The organism is Collinsella sp. HCP28S3_E12, from assembly GCF_052065595.1.
Lineage (GTDB): Bacteria > Actinomycetota > Coriobacteriia > Coriobacteriales > Coriobacteriaceae > Collinsella.
This window is the reverse complement of the sequence record NZ_JBQHTS010000029.1, coordinates 1-17,239: the sequence shown is the minus strand read 5'-3', so window position 1 is coordinate 17,239 and position 17,239 is coordinate 1. Positions and strand designations below refer to the sequence as shown.

Annotated in this window: 12 protein-coding genes; 6 read left to right on the top strand and 6 right to left on the bottom strand. The window is 61.4% G+C overall.

The annotated features are described in order from the left end of the window. The coding region (locus ACTNBY_RS09005; RefSeq protein WP_441064222.1) for a transposase at positions 1-614 on the top strand (614 nt) is incomplete at its 5' end. A gap of 180 nt (positions 615-794) precedes the next feature. On the opposite strand, the gene ACTNBY_RS09000 is transcribed toward ACTNBY_RS09005, so the two are convergent. The 6 genes from ACTNBY_RS09000 to metK all read right to left on the bottom strand — a co-directional run bounded on the left by ACTNBY_RS09000 (position 795) and on the right by metK (position 9,450). After that, complete coding sequence (locus tag ACTNBY_RS09000; protein WP_441017388.1) at positions 795-2,009, bottom strand: ABC transporter permease; 1,215 nt, start codon at positions 2,007-2,009, stop codon at positions 795-797. Continuing rightward, entirely contained in the window at positions 2,006-2,779 is a 774-nt protein-coding gene (locus ACTNBY_RS08995; RefSeq protein ID WP_441064221.1) for an ABC transporter ATP-binding protein, read from the bottom strand. The genes ACTNBY_RS09000 and ACTNBY_RS08995 overlap by 4 nt, the downstream gene beginning before the upstream one ends. Further along, positions 2,779-4,212 (bottom strand): efflux RND transporter periplasmic adaptor subunit, encoded by a 1,434-nt coding sequence (locus tag ACTNBY_RS08990; protein ID WP_441064220.1) that lies wholly within the window; start codon positions 4,210-4,212, stop codon positions 2,779-2,781. The genes ACTNBY_RS08995 and ACTNBY_RS08990 overlap by 1 nt, the downstream gene beginning before the upstream one ends. Positions 4,213-4,341: 129 nt before the next feature. Further along, a complete protein-coding gene (locus ACTNBY_RS08985; RefSeq protein ID WP_441064218.1) occupies positions 4,342-5,799 on the bottom strand; it encodes a L,D-transpeptidase in 1,458 nt (485 codons plus the stop codon). A gap of 416 nt (positions 5,800-6,215) precedes the next feature. After that, the gene (sdaAA, locus tag ACTNBY_RS08980) at positions 6,216-7,823 is read right to left on the bottom strand and encodes an L-serine ammonia-lyase, iron-sulfur-dependent, subunit alpha (RefSeq protein WP_427717365.1); all 1,608 of its coding nucleotides are present in this window, start codon (positions 7,821-7,823) and stop codon (positions 6,216-6,218) included. A gap of 346 nt (positions 7,824-8,169) precedes the next feature. Further along, complete coding sequence (gene metK, locus ACTNBY_RS08975) at positions 8,170-9,450, bottom strand: methionine adenosyltransferase (RefSeq protein ID WP_427728191.1); 1,281 nt, start codon at positions 9,448-9,450, stop codon at positions 8,170-8,172. Positions 9,451-9,776: 326 nt separating this feature from the next. Here metK and gltX point away from each other — a divergent pair, with 326 nt between their 5' ends. From gltX to ACTNBY_RS08950, 5 genes are all read left to right on the top strand, one after another. Continuing rightward, positions 9,777-11,252 carry a glutamate--tRNA ligase gene (gene gltX, locus ACTNBY_RS08970; protein WP_441064216.1) on the top strand — a complete coding sequence of 492 codons (1,476 nt, stop codon included), beginning with the start codon at positions 9,777-9,779 and terminating at the stop codon, positions 11,250-11,252. Between the two features lie 70 nt (positions 11,253-11,322). Then, positions 11,323-13,794 carry a replication restart helicase PriA gene (gene priA, locus ACTNBY_RS08965; protein ID WP_441064215.1) on the top strand — a complete coding sequence of 824 codons (2,472 nt, stop codon included), beginning with the start codon at positions 11,323-11,325 and terminating at the stop codon, positions 13,792-13,794. Positions 13,795-13,812: 18 nt separating this feature from the next. Next, entirely contained in the window at positions 13,813-14,349 is a 537-nt protein-coding gene (gene def, locus ACTNBY_RS08960; protein WP_427747380.1) for a peptide deformylase, read from the top strand. A gap of 362 nt (positions 14,350-14,711) precedes the next feature. Continuing rightward, on the top strand, positions 14,712-15,632 hold the full coding sequence (gene fmt, locus ACTNBY_RS08955; protein ID WP_441064214.1) for a methionyl-tRNA formyltransferase: 921 nt from the start codon (positions 14,712-14,714) through the stop codon (positions 15,630-15,632). After that, positions 15,629-17,029 carry an RsmB/NOP family class I SAM-dependent RNA methyltransferase gene (locus ACTNBY_RS08950; RefSeq protein ID WP_441064212.1) on the top strand — a complete coding sequence of 467 codons (1,401 nt, stop codon included), beginning with the start codon at positions 15,629-15,631 and terminating at the stop codon, positions 17,027-17,029. The genes fmt and ACTNBY_RS08950 overlap by 4 nt, the downstream gene beginning before the upstream one ends. The last annotated feature ends 210 nt before the right edge of the window (positions 17,030-17,239 follow it).

The following is a 17,239-nucleotide window of genomic DNA, read 5'->3' as shown; positions in this document are numbered from 1 at the left end:
AAGCCGTGACCGGAATCGGTGAAAATACGTTAGCGCAACCGGTGAAACCGCCTTTGCGCGAACGGCGCGCCTGTTTAGCGAAACTGGTGAAAAATAGATTGACGCTAACAGAGGCCGGCTCCTGGCAGCTCAGGCGCCGCGTGGGCAGGATCGTGTCGCAGGTGTTCCGCGGGCGCGACGCCGCCACCGTGACGGCCATGTACCACGCGGCGTGCGACATGCTGGCGGGGTGCTGCCCCAGGGCGGCGGCGGTGCTGGAGGAGGCCGAGCCCGACGCGCCGGCCTACCTCGACTTCCCGCCGACCCACTGGAAGCGCCTGCGCACCAACAACGTGCAGGAGAGGACCAACCGGGAGATAAAGCGCAGGTCGCGCGTCGTGCAGGTGTTCCCCTCCACGGGCTCGCTGGTGCGGCTCGCGGGCGCGGTCATGTGCGAGCAGGACGAGATATGGCAGGAGTCCAGGTACTTCTCGGAGGCGAGGATGAACGAGCTCTACGACGACGGTCGCACCCGGGGGATCGACGGTCCCGTCGAGTGGGCGCGGCTGGAGGCGGAGGCCAGGAAGATGCTCGAGTCCGGCCTCGAGCTTGCGGACAGGGTCGAGGCGGCATAGGATATCAACCGTATTCCAGATTCTGGGACGCCGGGCCGACTCGCTTCGGATCGGGCGCTACACCAACTTTCTCGACACTACCGCCTTATCCCCTCCGAGTTGCGGTGAAATAAGGACTGAATAGGCCTTTTAACGGCTAAAACACTCCCTATTTCACCGCAACTCAGGGGGGGGATTGCATTACTGGTAGCGCAGGCACTCCACGGGGTCGAGTTTTGCGGCCCGGCGGGCGGGGTAGAAGCCAAAGATTACGCCGATGCCGACGGAGACCGCAAAGGCCAGCAGCACCGTGGCGATCGAAAAACTCGGCGTTATGGTACCGCTGGCACCGAGTTCGCCAAGCACGCCGGAACCCGAGGCGAACATCGCTAGGCCCCAGGCAAGCAGGTAGCCAATCAGGACACCTAGCAGACCGCCGGTGATGCACAGCGCCGAAGACTCGGCCAAAAACTGTGCGGTGATATCGCGACGGCTGGCACCCAAGGCTCGACGAATACCGATCTCGCGGATGCGTTCGGTCACATTGGTGAGCATCATGTTCATGATGCCGATACCGCCCACGAGCAGCGAAATGCTGGCAACGGCGCCCATGATGAGCGAAAACGCGCCCATAAAGGAGTTGAGGGCGTCGATGGCGCTTTTCATTGAGGTCGCCGACACGCTGTCATATTCGTCGTCATCCGCGATGTCCTTCATGCTGCGCACCTTGGATTCAATCATCTTGCACAGCTCATCCATGTCCGTACCCTCGGCGGCGAGCGCCGTTACGCTGGGAAAAGACGGGTTCTCGTCGCCAAAGAGGCCCGAGATGGTCTCGCGCGGCATGTAGAGCGTGAGTGAGCCCATGGAGTCGCTGCCGCCGTCGATAACGCCGATAATCTGCACCTCGCCGTTCGACACCTTGATGGTCTTGCCGAGCGCGTCCTGTTCGTTGCCGTACAGCTGGTCCGCGCCGCCGCGGCTGATGAGCGCCACGCGTGCGCCAGATTGGGACTCAGCCTGGGTATAGGTGCGCCCCGCGACGAGCTTGCTGGCTCCCACTGCGTCGAGCATGTCGCTATCGACGCCCTGCGCCATGACGTTATAGCTTTTGTCACCGGCCTTGTACTCGGTATAGGCACTGTCCACGATACCGATCTGCTCGATCTGCGGCACCATCTTGCGAAGCTTCTCAACGTCCGACTCGGTGAGCTCTTGCGACGAATAAATCTGCACCATACGCGCGGCGTTGAGGCCCAGGCTGTTGACCAGGCTGTTTTGGATACCGCCGATAAGCGAGGTCATGGCAATGACGGAGGCGATGCCAATAACAATGCCCAGGATGGTGAGTAGGCTGCGTCCCTTGTTGGCCTCGAGGGAGTGAAGGGCTTCTTGGATAAGGTCGCACGTGCTCATGCCTTCACTCCTTTCGTCGGATTGGCGTGTGCGGAAATCATGGGCAGGTTATCAATGGCGCCGTGCAGGGTCTGCGGTGCGTGCGCGATGTACGCGCCGTCGTGGATTCGGCCGTCGCGAATGGTTACGGCACGGTCGGCCTCGGCGGCGATACCGGGATCATGCGTGATGAGCACAATGGTCTTGCCACGTTCCTGGAGTTTGTGGAAGGTCTCCATCACGAGCGATCCGGTGGCGGAGTCCAGGTTTCCCGTCGGCTCGTCCGCCAGGATGATGGGCGGGTCGTTGACGAGGGCGCGCGCGATGGCAACCCTCTGCATCTGTCCGCCTGAGAGCTCGGAGATGCGGTGGTCCCAGTGGTCGACCGGCAGCGTGACGGCTTGCAGCGCATGAACGGCGCGCATCTCACGCTGAGCCCGCGGCACGTTGGTGTACGACAGCGGCAGCATGACGTTTTCGATGACCGATAGGCGCGGCAGCAGGTTAAAGCTCTGAAAGACAAAGCCGATGCTCAGGGCGCGGACTTCGGTGAGCTCGTCATCGTCGAGCTCCGCCACGTTGAGGCCCTGCAGGTAATAATCGCCTGCCGTTGGCTTGTCCAGGCAGCCCAGGATGTTCATGAGCGTTGACTTGCCCGAGCCAGAAGGGCCGGTAATGGCCACGAATTCGCCGGGATTCACTGCCAGGCTCACGTTATGCAGGATATGGGCGCAGCCGGCCTCGCTCTCAAAAATGCGATGCACGTTGCGGATGTTGATGACGGGACGCATTACAAGCCCTCGTCGGCAGACATGCTGCCAGAGTCGTCGCCGTCGGCCGTCATGCCTGCGCCGGTGTCCACGATGAGGGTGTCGCCGTCGCGCAGCTTGGTAACCGGTACGTCTGCGTTGATCTCATTGCCCTGGTCGTCGCGCTTGACCTGCGTCTTGCCGACCACGGCGTCGTTTTCGTTTTGCGTCACAATGGTCACCTTCACGCGGCGCATCTCCTTGCCTTCACCGTCGGTTGCCACGTTGACGTAATAGTGCTCGCCATCCTCGGTCATGAGCGCCATGGTCGGCACCATCACCACATCGTCGAGCTGCTCGGTTACCACCGAGACCTCGGCGGTCATGCCCGGCTTGAGGCGCGCGTCGGGCGCGTCAATCAAAATATCGACGTTATAGGTCACGCTACCGCCGCCACCGTAGGTGGAGTCGGAGTTTGCCACCGAAGCGATTGTCGTGACCGTTCCCTGGCTCACGATATCGGGAAAGGCCGGATAGGTAACGTTGGCGCTCTGGCCCACTGCGATCTTGGCGATATCCTTTTCGCCCACCTGAACGGTGACCTTCATCTTGGAGAGGTCAGCGATCTGCATGCACTGCTTGCCGCCGGTCGTATCGCCTTCGCCCATAATCATGCCGCCCGTCACCGTGGCGCCGACCTTGGCGTTGAGCTCGACGATGCTGCCCGAGCTGGGCGCGGTCACAGTGCGCTCGGCGGCTTTGGCGTTGGCCTGGTCCAGGGTCGCCTGGGCCGAGGCCAGGTTACGTTGGGCGCTCGAGATGGCGCTCGTGTCGGCACTCGTGCCGGTGCTACCGCTGGCGCCACTTGCGCCTGCCGCATCTGTGTCAGTCGCCGGAGCGGCTTGGGCGGCAGCTACCGCTTTCTGCGCGTTGGCGAGGTCTTCCTGTGCCGCCGCCACCGCGCGCTGCGCCTCGGCAACGTTGCGATCGAGCTCGTCATTTTTAATGGTCATGAGCACATCGCCCTCGTTAACGGACTGGCCGGCTGATACGTTGATCGATGCCACCGTGCCGTCGACAGAAGGGGAGACCACCGAAGCCGAGATAGGCTTGAGCTGGCCTTTAGCCTCGACGGTGGTCGTAAATGTACCCTCGGTGACCATGTCGGTCACCGGCCCGTTGGTACCTGCGGGCCGTGCGTTAATGACGAAGGTTACGACAACGGCGATGAGCACAATGGCGGCCACGACGCCGGCCGCAATGCCGCGTCGGATGAGCTTTTTGCGCCGACGCTCGGCACGCTTCGCCTTGAGCTTGGCGTAGGCCTCTTCGTCAGAAATCTCGGTTGCATCGCTTGTGCTGCCGTTTTGCTGTGTGGCGCGCATGTTTGTTATGAGGGGAAGCGTTTCGGTGGCACCCTCGGGCGCTCGCTCGGTATCATTCGGTCCCGGGGTGATGGTGGGGACATTCGACATGGCGTCTCCTTTATAGAAAGTTCTTCGATAAGTATATGCGCCCGTCGCGAGAAGCGGGCGCATATGGCGGATTCTTTCGGAACTGTTAGATTGGAGCGTCAGTTCCCCGTTGTGCGAAGGCGTGTTTCCCTACGAGTGCACGACCACGCATAGGCCTACGTTGATGCAATCGTGGAGTGCCTTGGCATCGGCCAGACGCAAGTTGATGCAACCGTGGCTGCCGCACCATTTGTACGAATTTGGGTCGTCAAAGCTCTGATCGTTTTGCCATGTTGCATCATGGAAACCAACCATGTTGCCTTCAAACGGCATCCAATATGACACGGGGCTTTCGTATTTTGGTTTTCCGGTCTTTGGGTCTTTGGCACCGATGAGCTTGCTTGCGCCGTCATTGCTATTGATCTGCCAAACGCCCTCGGGGGTGGCATCCTCTCCCGGTTTGCCCGAGATAAAGTTGGCCTCCCAAACGATATTACCGTTCTCGTCATAGTAGCGCGCGTGCTGCTCGGACAGGTCGACGTCGATATACGCCTTCCAGTCGGGCTCTCCCTTTGCGGTATAGGTGTCGGCCTTCTGGGAGTACTTAATCTCGATTTCGCCGGTCTGCTTGTTGTTAATGGCGTCCTCGACCTGCTTGGCGAGCGCGTCGCTATCGACGGACCAGCCAAAGTCACCGCCCTCGACGGCACATTCTTTGCCGTCGGCACGCGTCCACCAGCGGGTGGTGCCCACAGTATTAAAGCCGTTGGCGAGCTCGGCTGCCCAGCTACCGATCTGCGACGTATCGAGTGTGGGGTTGGCCGGATCGGCAAAGCTGATCCACTGCAACACGGAGCTGCCGTCGACCTTGCCGGCATCCTCGCCGTTGAGCTTGAGGGTCACGTTGACGCCCAAGAAGTTGTTGGCGGCATCGCATGCGGCCTGAATCTGATCATTGGTCAGCGTTTCATTGAGCGGCTCATAGGCATCGTTGCCGAGCTTGGAAAGATCTACGGTCTCGGCCAGCGAGGCAAGCTCGAGCTCGGCATACTTAATGACATGCTCGCGGTTGAGTTTTTCGTTGGAGCGCGCCTTCTCGACGGTAAACTTGCCGGCTTGCTCGTCATAGGAGCTATTGGCCTCGAACGTACCCGAACGGCCCTCGTTAAACTCGTCAATTGCGGCGCCCAGATCCTCCTCAAACTTCTTTTGGTCAAAGGTGTCAGAGAGCATGGACAGGTCGACGTCTTGTTCAAGATCGACTTCGTTGGAGGTAGCGGTTGTTTTGGTCTTGCCGCTTAAGGATTCCACAAGGCGGACCGGCCATATAAAGGCTTCGTTGCGGCTGATGATTTCTTTTGCGGCAGCTTCGCCGTCGACGATGGGTTCATCGGACTCGGGCTGATAGCTCCAGTTAAAGTCATCGCCTGTCACCGTGAGCTTATAGTGCTTCCATGCCGAGTTGACCTTGGTGGCAGCAGACGAAGCGTTGGAGAACGAGACGTCGACGCCGGCAATGGTGGTGTTGGGGTAGGCTACCTGCGAAAATGCGACAACGCCAACAATGTAAACGACAACAATGAGGCCCAGAGCAACGAAAAGGGTCATTTTGGCCCCGGATTTTTTCCCGTTGGCGTGGTTCTCTGACCCACGGGGGCCCTTGTGATGGTTTTGCGTGTGTGAAGGCGCGTGCTTAGTCGCTTTATTGCTCTGACGCTGCTGATACGCATGAGGGTTCTGGCGCTGTGAGGTGTTTCCCGAACCATGCTTTGTGCTACGCGTTGGTGTAATGGGGCGCGGCGACTGGACGCCGTCGGTAGGCCTAGAAGGCTGTTTAGGATCGGGAATCAGTTGGGTGCGGTCGTTTTGCGACATCGTATGCATATCCTTCGAATTTCGCCTTGCGGCTCATCGTGTTTTTACTGGGCTTGCATTATAGCGATTACCTAGTTGTTTGTGGTATTGAAACGGTGGCATTGGCAAGAGGTTGGACATTTGTCCCACCTCTTGTTTTGGACTGCTCTTTATCCGCACACGCCGCATTTAGCGCAAGCCGAAAGTGCTGCGGGAGCTTGTGCGATGCCGCCCTTGGCCGTCTCTCGTAGCGTAGCCGGCAACGCGTGGCCCACCGAGAGCATGACGTGTGCCATCTGGTCAAACGGCACCAGGCTCTTAATGCCGGCAAGGGCGAGCTGCGCCGAGCTAAATGCGGCCGCCACGCCGATCGCGTTACGGTTTTGGCATGGCACTTCGACAAGGCCGCCCACGGGATCGCATACAAGACCAAGCAGATTGCTCAGTGCGATAGAGCTAGCGTCGAGTGCCTGCTCGGGTGTGCCGCCCAGCATCTGGACTAGCGCGGCAGCGGCCATGGCGGCGGCGCTGCCCACCTCAGCCTGACATCCGCCTTCGGCACCGGCGACGCAGGCACTTGTGGTGAGGTTGAGACCAATCGCGGCAGAGCAGTAGAGTGCGTCCATGACCTGTTCGTCATCGAGCTGTAGATGGTCGGCGAGCGCCAACACGCAGCCGGGCACGACGCCCGCAGAGCCGGCCGTGGGGGCGGCGACGATGACGCCCATGGTGGCAGAGCGCTCAAGCACAGCCATGGCGCGGGCTACGGCTTCGGTTTGGACGGCGCCCATCAGGTTTGTGCTCAGATCGTTGCGGCGTGTGGCGTCGACGAGTTTTGCCTCGCCGCCGATAAGCCCGCCGAGCGAGCGCTGCGGTGCGGCGATGGGCGCCGTTGTCTCCTCGCGCATGACCTCAAGTACGCGGCGCATGGCGGCGACGGCGTGCTGCTCGCCGGTCAGGCGGGCTTCGCGTACGGCCATGACGGCGCCAATGTTGAGGCCCAGTTCGGCGCAGGCGTCGAGGAGCTGTTCGCCATCGTCGAAGATTTCCTTGGCGGAAACTCCGGGGGAGAGCGATGAGGCCGAGCCGGGAAGCTCAATGAAGGTGGCGTAATCGACATGGTCGAGCATGCGTAGCATAGGAACGACGATATCATCGGGGGTGCCGTCGGTCTCAAATACGGAATAAGCTTGGCCGCCTACCTCGGTGCGGTAGGTGCGGCAGAAGGCAATGTTTACGTGTGCGTAGGCGAGCTGGTTCGTGAGCGCGGCGAGAACGCCGGGGACGTCCTGGTGCGCCACAAACAGGGTGGAATACATGCCCGAGATATCGACGCCGACGCCGTTGATGCGGCTGATGCGCATCTTGCCGCCGCCAAGGCTCTCGCCGCGGACCTGCGCCGTGGCGCCCGTGTCATCGACCATGTCGATGTCGACGGTGTTGGGATGGATGGAGGCGTCGTCGCCCTTAATGTCAAAGTGATAGCTGAGGCCCCGCTCGCGCGCGAGGTCAAAGGCCTGCTTGATGTTTTCGTCGTCGGTGTCGAGGCCCAAGATGCCCGCGACGAGTGCGCGGTCGGTGCCATGGCCGCGGTAGGTGTGGGCAAAGGAGTTCCACAGGCCAAAGGTGACCTTGGTGATTCGGCCTTCCAGCAGGCTGGCAGCAACCTGGGCACAACGCAGGGCGCCGGCGGTGTGCGACGAGCTGGGGCCGACCATGATGGGGCCCAAGATCTCGAATGCCGAGGTCGTAGCTAGTGTTTGCGGCTTGCCTGCCATGGCTGCTCCTTTTCTATCCTGTCGTCCCGAGGGGCGGGGCACACGCTGTCCCGCCGTTCCGAGGGCTTTAGTATTTGGTCGCTTGCTCGGACAGTCCTGCTCGCACGGAGAGCACATTAAGTGCTCTCCGGCTCGTGCGGAACTCGCGATCGACCAAATACTAAAGTCCTCGGAACTTAGGATACATGGTAGAGGCGCGCGTGCTTCAAAATTCATCGGTTGGTGACCTATTCGGTGTCCGATGTCGATACATCTTCACCACCGTTCAAATAAAAAAAAGAGGTACCGGTTGTTCCGGTACCTCTTTTTGGTGCGTTTTTATTTGGCTGTGGCTTTTCTCGTTAGCTTACAGGCCGCAGGCTGCTTTGAGTTCGTCGATGCGGTCCGTTTTCTCCCAGGTAAAGTCGGCGTCTTCGCGGCCAAAGTGACCGTAGGCTGCCGTCTTTTCATAGATGGGGCGACGCAGGTCCAGGTCGCGGATGATTGCGCCCGGGCGCAGGTCAAAGGTCTTCTCCACGGCCTCGACGATCTTGTCCTCGGCAATATGCGCGGTGCCAAAAGTGTCGACCATGATCGACAGCGGCTTGGACACGCCGATGGCGTAGGCCAGCTCGACCTCGCAGCGATCGGCCAGGCCGGCGGCGACTACGTTCTTGGCGACCCAGCGAGCGGCGTACGCGGCAGAGCGGTCGACCTTGGTGCAGTCCTTGCCGCTAAAGGCGCCGCCGCCGTGACGGCCGTAGCCGCCGTAGGTGTCGACGATGATCTTGCGGCCGGTCAGGCCCGTGTCGCCCATGGGGCCGCCCACGACAAAGCGTCCGGTGGGGTTCACATAGATATCGGCGCCATCCCACGGCATGTTCTCGGCATCCATGACGGGTGCGATGACATGCTCGATGAGGTCGGCCTTGATCTTGCCCATGTCCTCAACTTCGGCAGCGTGCTGCGTGGAGATGACGATGGTTGTGACCTCCACGGGCTTTCCGTCCTCGTAGCGCACGGTGACCTGGGTCTTGCCGTCGGGGCGCAGATAGGGCAGGGTGCCGTCGTGGCGCACGGCGGACAGGCGTTCCGCCAGGCGGCTTGCCAGGTAGTGCGGCATGGGCATGAGGGTCTTGGTCTCGTTGGAGGCATAGCCAAACATCATGCCCTGGTCGCCGGCACCGATCAGGTCGATCGGGTCGGTGGTGGCGCCGGTCTGGGTCTCAAATGACTCGTCGACGCCCTGGGCGATATCGGGGGACTGCTCGTGGATGAGGCTCATGACGCCGCAGGTATCGCAGTCAAAGCCAAACTTGGCGCGGTTGTAGCCGATGCGGCGGATGACGCCACGGGCGATTTCCTGCACGTCGACGTATGCCTGGGTGCGAATCTCTCCGGCGACGATGACGGTGCCGGTGGTCACGAGGGTCTCGCAGGCGCAGCGGACGTTTTCCACATTGGCGGGCACGCCGTTGGGCGCAATATAGCCCTGCTCCTGCAGCTCTATTTCTTTGGCGAGGATTGCGTCGAGGACGGCATCGCTGATCTGGTCGGCGATCTTATCGGGATGGCCTTCGGTCACCGACTCCGACGTAAACACAAAAGACCCCTGCTGGGGCGGGATGGAACGAAGCTCTTCTGACATGATTGTCCTTTCGAATAACGTGTCCCAGCGACCGTTACCATTCCGCTGGGCTCTGTATGCAGGGGCACATCATAGCGCGTAAATCCAACATTCACACCCTTTCCGCACCTACTCATGAGGTAGCTAATTTGGGACGGGGCTTTTTTAGCTACCCCGGCTGATTGTTTGCTGGTTTAGCCGATAGCCTGCCGGGGCAGCTAAAAAAGCCCCGTCCCAAATTAGCTACCCGGGTTCGATGACTGGGTCGGTGCCCTTTGTGCGGAGGTGGGCATTGTTGCTTTATACTGGTACGGTTAGACATCCATCCTGCAATCGAGGAGATTTCCATGGCATCAGACGTTCGCGTCCGCTTTGCACCCTCACCGACGGGCAAGCTGCACATCGGCGGCGCCCGCACCGCTATCTATAACTGGGCTTTTGCCCGCGCAAACGGCGGCACGTTCATCCTGCGCATCGACGACACCGATCCCACCCGCTCTACCGACGAGAACACGCAGATCATTCTGCGCGCTATGCGTTGGCTGGGCTTGGACTGGGACGAGGGCCCCGAGGTTGGCGGTAACTTTGGCCCCTATGCCCAGACCGAGCGCCTGGACCTGTACAAGCAGGCCGCCCAGAAGCTCTGGGACGAGGGCAAGGCCTATCCCTGCTTCTGCACCAAGGAGCAGCTCGAGGCCGACCGTAAGGCCGCCCAGGAGCGTAAAGACCCCTTCCAGGGCTATCAGCGCCGCTGTCGTGATCTCGATTCCGAGGAGGCACGCCGCCGCATCGAGGCCGGCGAGCCCTACGTCCTTCGCATCAAGGTGCCCGAGGACCGCGGCGATGTCGTCATCCACGACGCCGTCCACGGCGAGGTGACCTTCGACGCCAAGGAGCTCGACGACTTCGTCATCTTCCGCTCCGATGGCACGCCCACGTATAACTTCGCGACCGTCGTCGACGACGCCATGATGAAGATCACCCATGTCATCCGCGGCGACGACCATCTGTCCAACACCCCGCGCCAGGTCATGGTTTACGAGGCCCTCGGCGCGCCCGTTCCTACGTTCGCCCACATCTCCATGATCTTGGGTGCAGACGGCAAAAAGCTCTCCAAACGCCACGGCGCCACCTCGGTGGAGGAGTACCGCGACGCCGGCTACCTGTCCGACGCGTTCGTTAACTACCTGGCGCTGCTCGGCTGGTCGCTCGACGGCGAGACCACGATCATCCCGCGCGATGTCCTGGCCAGTAAGTTCTCGCTCGACCGCATTTCTAAGAACCCCGCGACCTTCGACCCCAAAAAGCTCGACTGGGTCAATGCCGAGTACATCAACAACATGTCCGACGCCCAGTTTGCCGACGAGATCATGGTCCCCGAGCTGCACGAGGCCGGTATGATCGAGGGTAACATCGAGTACGGCGAGGACTGGATTGACGCACTTGCCGCCATCGTCAAGCCGCGCACCAAGATGCCGGCCGACGCCGTGACCGTCGCCGCTCCCATCTTTGCCACGGCCGAGACGCTCGAGTATGACGAGAAGTCTGTCAACAAGGGTTTGGCCAAGGAAGGCATGGGCGCCATTCTGGATGCCGCCAAGGTCGCGCTCGAGGGCGTGGATGAGTGGACTGCTGCCAACATCGACGCCGCGCTTGAGCCGCTGCCCGAGCAGATGGACCTCAAGAAGCGCGTGGTGTTCCAAGCTGTGCGCGTCGCCGTCTGCGGTAACATGGTGAGCCCCCCGCTGGGCGAGACCATGGCGCTCGTCGGCCGCGACGACTGCTTGGCGCGCATCGACCGCGCCCGTACGATGGCGCTGTAGCAGCTGCGCAAACGCATGTATCCGAGCCCCGTTCACCTGAGCGGGGCTCTTGTTTCTAAAGACGTATGGGATGGGAGGTACAGAGACCATGGCCGAGCAACTTTCGCTGTTTGGTTCGCCGGAACCGGATGAAGCTCCGAAGTCCGCGGTTCCTGGCGCCGCCCCGGCGCAGCCCGAGCTCGCACCCGAACCCGTCTCCGCCTACGCGAGCGTGGTTCTCGACATCCCGACCCGTGCGCTCTCCGAGCCATTCGACTACGGCATCCCGCAGTCCCTTGCCAACGATGCCCAGATCGGGTCCACGGTCCTGGTCCACTTTGGCAACCGTGCGGCCGCGGGCTATATCGTCGATATCGCGCCCGAGCTGGGCGACCTGCAAGGCAACGACGCCCTCGACCCCTTGCGCATCAAGCCCATCGAGGCCATCCTCAGCAAGCCGCTCTTTACCGCCGAGGCTGCACGCATTGCGCGCTGGATGAGCCACGAGTACGTCGCGACGCTTTCCGAGTGCCTGCGTCTGTTCTTGCCTCCGGGCGGCAGTCCGCGTGTCGTGAAGGGCGATGACGGCGTGTGGACCGTTGAGCGCCCCGCCGTAAAACCCATCCAAAACCGTTGGGTCATGCTCACGCCCGAGGGTTTCGACTACACGCCGCCCAAGACTGCGGTCCGTCAGCGTCAGCTCATCGACGCACTCCAATGTGGCCCGGTCACGACGCGCGACCTCAACCTGCTCTACAACAGCATGTCGGCGACTATTAAAGCGCTCGAAAAACGCGGCGTCGTGGTGGTGGAGGAGCGCCGCGCCTGGCGTGGGTGTAGCGAGCAGACCACGTTGTCCTCGGCAAGCGGCAAGGCGCCGGTCTCTCTCACCAACGGCCAGCAGCAGGCGCTCGCGCAGATTGAACGCGCCCGCCTTGATGCCCATGGCGACGTGGTCCTTGTCGATGGCGTCACCGGTTCCGGCAAAACCGAGGTTTACCTCTCGGCGATTGAGCGCGTGCTGGCGGCCGGCCGTTCGGCCTGCGTGCTCGTGCCCGAGATCTCGCTGACGGCCCAGACCGTCGGCCGCTTTCGCTCGCGCTTTGGAGAGACGGTCGCGGTCTTCCACTCGCGACTTTCGGCCGGCGAGCGTCTGGACCAGTGGGATATGGTTGCCAGCGGTGCCGCGCGCGTGGTCGTGGGCGCCCGCTCGGCGCTCTTTTGCTCGCTCAGCGATCTTGGCCTCATCATCATCGACGAGGAGCACGAGACCAGCTACAAGCAGGGCTCCAGCCCGCGCTACCATGCGCGCGAGGTGGCTGCCGAGATGGCGCGCCGCTATCGGTGCCCGCTCGTGTTGGGCTCCGCCACGCCCTCGGCCGAGGCCCTCGACCGCTGTCGCCGCGGTATGTACAACGGTGCCACCTGGACGCGTGTCGAGATGCCCGAGCGCCCGGGACACGCCGTGCTGCCCACGGTCCGCATTGCCGACTTACGCCGCGAGTTCGCGCACGGCAGCCGCTCCATGTTCTCTAAACCGCTGATGGAGGGCCTGGAGCGTGTGGTCGAGCGCCGCGAGAAGGCCGTACTGCTGCACAACCGCCGCGGTTTTGCGCCGTTTTTGATGTGCCGTGAGTGCGGCTGCGTCCCCACCTGCAACCACTGTTCTACCGCGCTCACGTACCACGAGCGCACGCACACGCTGCAATGCCACACCTGCGGATCGTCCTGGCGCGTGCAGCCCTATCCGGCGCCCACGAGTCGTTGTCCCAAGTGCGGCAGCCGCTACCTGGCAAAAATGGGGCTGGGTACGCAGCAGATCGAGGACGCCCTACACCAGATGCTGCCCGACGACGTCGCCATCATTCGTATGGACGCCGATTCCACACGCGGCAAGGATGCGCACAAAAAACTACTCGAGCAGTTCGATGCCGCCGATTGCGCGGTGCTGCTGGGTACCCAGATGATTGCCAAGGGCCTCGATTTTCCCGAGGTCACGCTTGTGGGCGTGGTCAATGCCGACTTTGCGCTAAAGCTGCCCGATTTTAGGGCGGGGGAGCGCGCCTACGATTTGCTGGAACAGGTCGCCGGCCGCGCCGGTCGCGGCGATCGTCCCGGCGAGGTTATCATCCAGACGTATCTGCCCGAGGACCCGGTCATTCGCGCCGTTGCCGAGCACGATCGTTCGATCTTTACCGACTACGACCTGGACCAGCGCCGAGACGCCCTGTATCCGCCGTTCGTGCGCCTGGCCAACATTTTGGTGTGGTCGGCGAATCGTGATAATGCGCAGGACTACATTGGGCGCATCGCAAAGCTTCTCAAGCGCCGCTGGCATGCCGCCGCGCCTGACTTTTTGCGGGCCGGAAGTGTCGTGCCGCAGGTGCTGGGCCCCGCTTCGTGTGTAATCGAGAGAGCCAAAGACCGTTATCGCTTCCATCTGCTTGTAAAGTCGCCGGTAGGGTACCATGTCTCTGATGATATCGACGCCTGCCTCAAAGAGGTGGGCTCCGTGCGCGGCGTGAGCGTGAGTGTTGACGTCGACGCTTATGATTTGATGTAACAACCCGAAAGGATGGCCATGGAAGCCAACGGAATCGTACTTTCGCCCGACCCTCGTTTGCGCCAGGAGTGCGCCGTCATCGAGGAGATCACCCCGGCGATCGAGGCGCTTGCCGAGAAGATGAAGAAGATGATGTTCGACAACGGCGGTTGCGGTCTGGCTGCCCCGCAGATCGGCGAGCTCGTCCAGCTCGTCACCATCGACTGCGACTACACCGACAAGAACGACTATGACCCGTACGTGCTCATCAACCCTGTCATTGTTGAGCAGAGCGACCATCTGGTGCCGTTTAGCGAGGGCTGCCTTTCTATCCCTGGCATTAGCTGCGAGATCGAGCGTCCCGACCATGTCGTTGTCGAGGCATACGATCTGGACGCCAACCTGATTCGCTATGAGGCCTCGGGCGACCTGTTCTGCGTGTGCCTGCAGCACGAGATCGATCACCTGCACGGCAACACCATGTTCGAGCGACTCAAGCCGATGCAGCGCATCAAGGCCGTCAAGGAGTACCAGGACGCCCTGGCCCGCGGCGCTCGACCGGGCGAGACGGAGTAGGTCCCACCGTCCCCTTCCGCCGCAGGGCTTAGGTTTTGCTCCATGCTCAAACAGTCCTGCTCGCACGAAGAGCACATTAAGTGCTCTTCGGCTCGTGCGGAACTGCGCGTGGAGCAACAACCTAAGCCCTGCGGCGGAAGGGGACTGCGTTTTCGTGCTCCTTTTCGCTCGGGTGCCGTCGGACCAGGGAGGGGCGTCTTCGCTGATAATTGCTTTGTTGGAAGAGCTGCTTTTATTGCGGCTCTTTCTTTGGTTTTGGGTATATTTGTTCTTGTTGAATTGTTATTGCGGATGGGCTGGCGACTTGGCTTTTCGCTGTTATTTGTAGCCGTCTCGGTTTTGTTTGAGGGGAGACGTTCTTTATGCGTATTGTGTTTATGGGTACGCCCGATTTCGCGGTGCCGTCCCTTACTTCGCTTGTTGAGGCTGGGAATGAGATTACGCTGGTAATTACGCGTCCCGATGCTGTTCGCGGGCGTGGTAAAAAGCTGGAGCCGTCTCCTGTTAAGGCCAAGGCGCTTGAGCTTGGTCTGCCCGTTGTTGAGGCAAATCGTATGACGCCGGATGTTATTGATCGGCTTAAGGTTGCTGATGCCGATATTTTCTGTGTGGCTGCCTATGGCTGCATTTTGCCCGATGAGGTGCTGTATATGGCGCCGCTCGGTATTGTGAATGTTCATGCTTCGCTGCTGCCCCGTTGGCGTGGCGCTGCTCCCATTCAGCGTGCCATTCTTGCTGGTGACGAGGTTGCCGGCGTTTCCATTATGCGCATTGGGCATGGCGTGGATACGGGCGCTTATTGCGCGCAGGTGTCGACCTCGGTTGCCGGTAAACATGCCGAGGCACTCACGATGGAGCTTGGTGAGCTGGGCGGTAAGTTGCTTGCCGATACGCTTCCCTCGCTTGCCGATGGCTCGGCTGTTTGGACTGAGCAGGATGAGTTCCTTGTCACGCATGCTGCCAAGATTTCCAAGCAGGAGATGCGTCTGGATCCGCAGATGGGGGCGCTAGATTGCGTGCGTCATGTGCTTGCCTCTTCCGACACCGCTCCCGCTCGCTGCGTGATTGCCGGCAAGACCGTGCGCGTGCTCGATGCCGCGCCGGCAGATGTATCGCTTGGCGAGGGGCTCGTCGCCGTTCGGGCCAAGCGCGTCTACCTGGGCCTGTCCGATGGCGCGGTCGAACTGCTCGAGGTTAAGCCCGATGGTAAGCGTGCTATGGCTGCTTCTGCCTGGGCTGCCGGTCTGCAGGGTGCGGATCTTTCGTGGGGTGTTTTGTCATGAGTAAGCTTTCCCCCGCGCGCAAGCTCGCGCTTGATGTTTTGATGGAGGCCGATCGCCGCGGCATGTACGCGCGTGACGTGCTTTCGTCCCGCGCCTCGGCCAAGGCCATCGACCAGCGCGATTCTGCTTTCGCCGCTCGTTTGGCACTGGGCGTTGCAGCCACCCAGGGCATTTTGGATGAGCTGCTCGACCAGTTTCTCGATAAGCCCAAAAAGGTCGCGCCTCGTGTGCGCATGGCACTTCGTATCTCGGCCTTCGAGATGCTCTATCTGCATACCCCGGGTCGTGTTGCGGTGAGTCAGGGCGTTGAGCTCGTGCGTAGCGGTGCTAAGTCTGCCTCCGGACTGGCGAACGCCGTGCTGCATAAGGTTGCGAACAACGTCGAGGACTTTGCCACTGCGGCGGATGCCGATGAGTCCGAGCGTCGTTTGGTTCGCCTATCTCGCCTGATGGGCATGCCGCGCTGGCTTTGCGCTCGCATTATGGCGTCGTTCGATACACCCGAGGGCGCGCTCGGCTTTGCCGGCAATCTGGCGCCCGCGCCGCTGGCTTTGCACGAGAATGCCTTTGCCACCAAACCCGATCCGTACATTTCGCAGCTTGTGGCACCCGTGTTCCCGGGTTGCCATGCGCCGGTCGACGCGCAGGCCACGGTTGCGTCGGGCGTGTTTGAGCGCGCAGCTGCCGTGGCCTCGGACCTTAACGCCCAGCTCATCGCTACCGCGGCGACCCGTCCCGGGCGTTGTCTAGAGATTGGCGCCGGTCGTGGCACCAAGACCTATGTGATGATGTGCCAGGCCAAGCGTGCCGGTTACGACCGTCAGCACACCGCACTCGATTTGCACGACCGCAAGTGCGACCAGAATCTCGCACGTCTGCATAAGGCGGGTATTACGGGTGTTCGCACGGTGTCGGGCGATGCCTGCGAGCTCAATGAGGTCCTCACGTCCTTTGACGCGATGCTTGGCGAGCCTGCCCTGTTCGACACGGTGTTTATCGATGCTCCGTGCTCGGGCACCGGCACCATGCGCCGTCATCCCGAGATTCCCTGGCGTCTTGCCGAGGGCGACGTTACGACTGAGTTGCCCCGCCTGCAGCTGACGATGCTCAAGGAAGCAGCCGCGCGCGCGGCTGCCGGCGGTGAGCTTATCTATGCCACCTGCTCGGTCTTCGACGAGGAGAACACTCAGGTCGTGGATGCCTTCCTAGCCTCTCCCGAGGGCGCCGGCTTTTCCGTGGCGCCGCTCTCTGAAGCCCAGATTTTGCAGCTCCCCGAGTTCGCCCAGGCCAAGAAACTCGTATCGGTACGCCAGAACGACCGTGGACTTTTCCAGAGCGTCCCCGCAAACGCCGACTCCTACGATGGCCACTTCTGCGCCAGACTGGTCCGCAAGTAAAACGGATTCCAAGGGTAGCTAATTTGGGACGGGGCTTTTTTAGCTGCCCTGGCCGCCAGTCGGCCAAACATTTGCGTTATCAGCTGGGGCAGCTAAAAAAGCCCCGTCCCAAATTGAACTGCACCCCAAAACCTGGACGGCTTAAATAAGAACTACGCCGCAAGGGACTGTCTCCGGAACTCCTCCGGGGTCAGTCCCTTCAGTTTAACC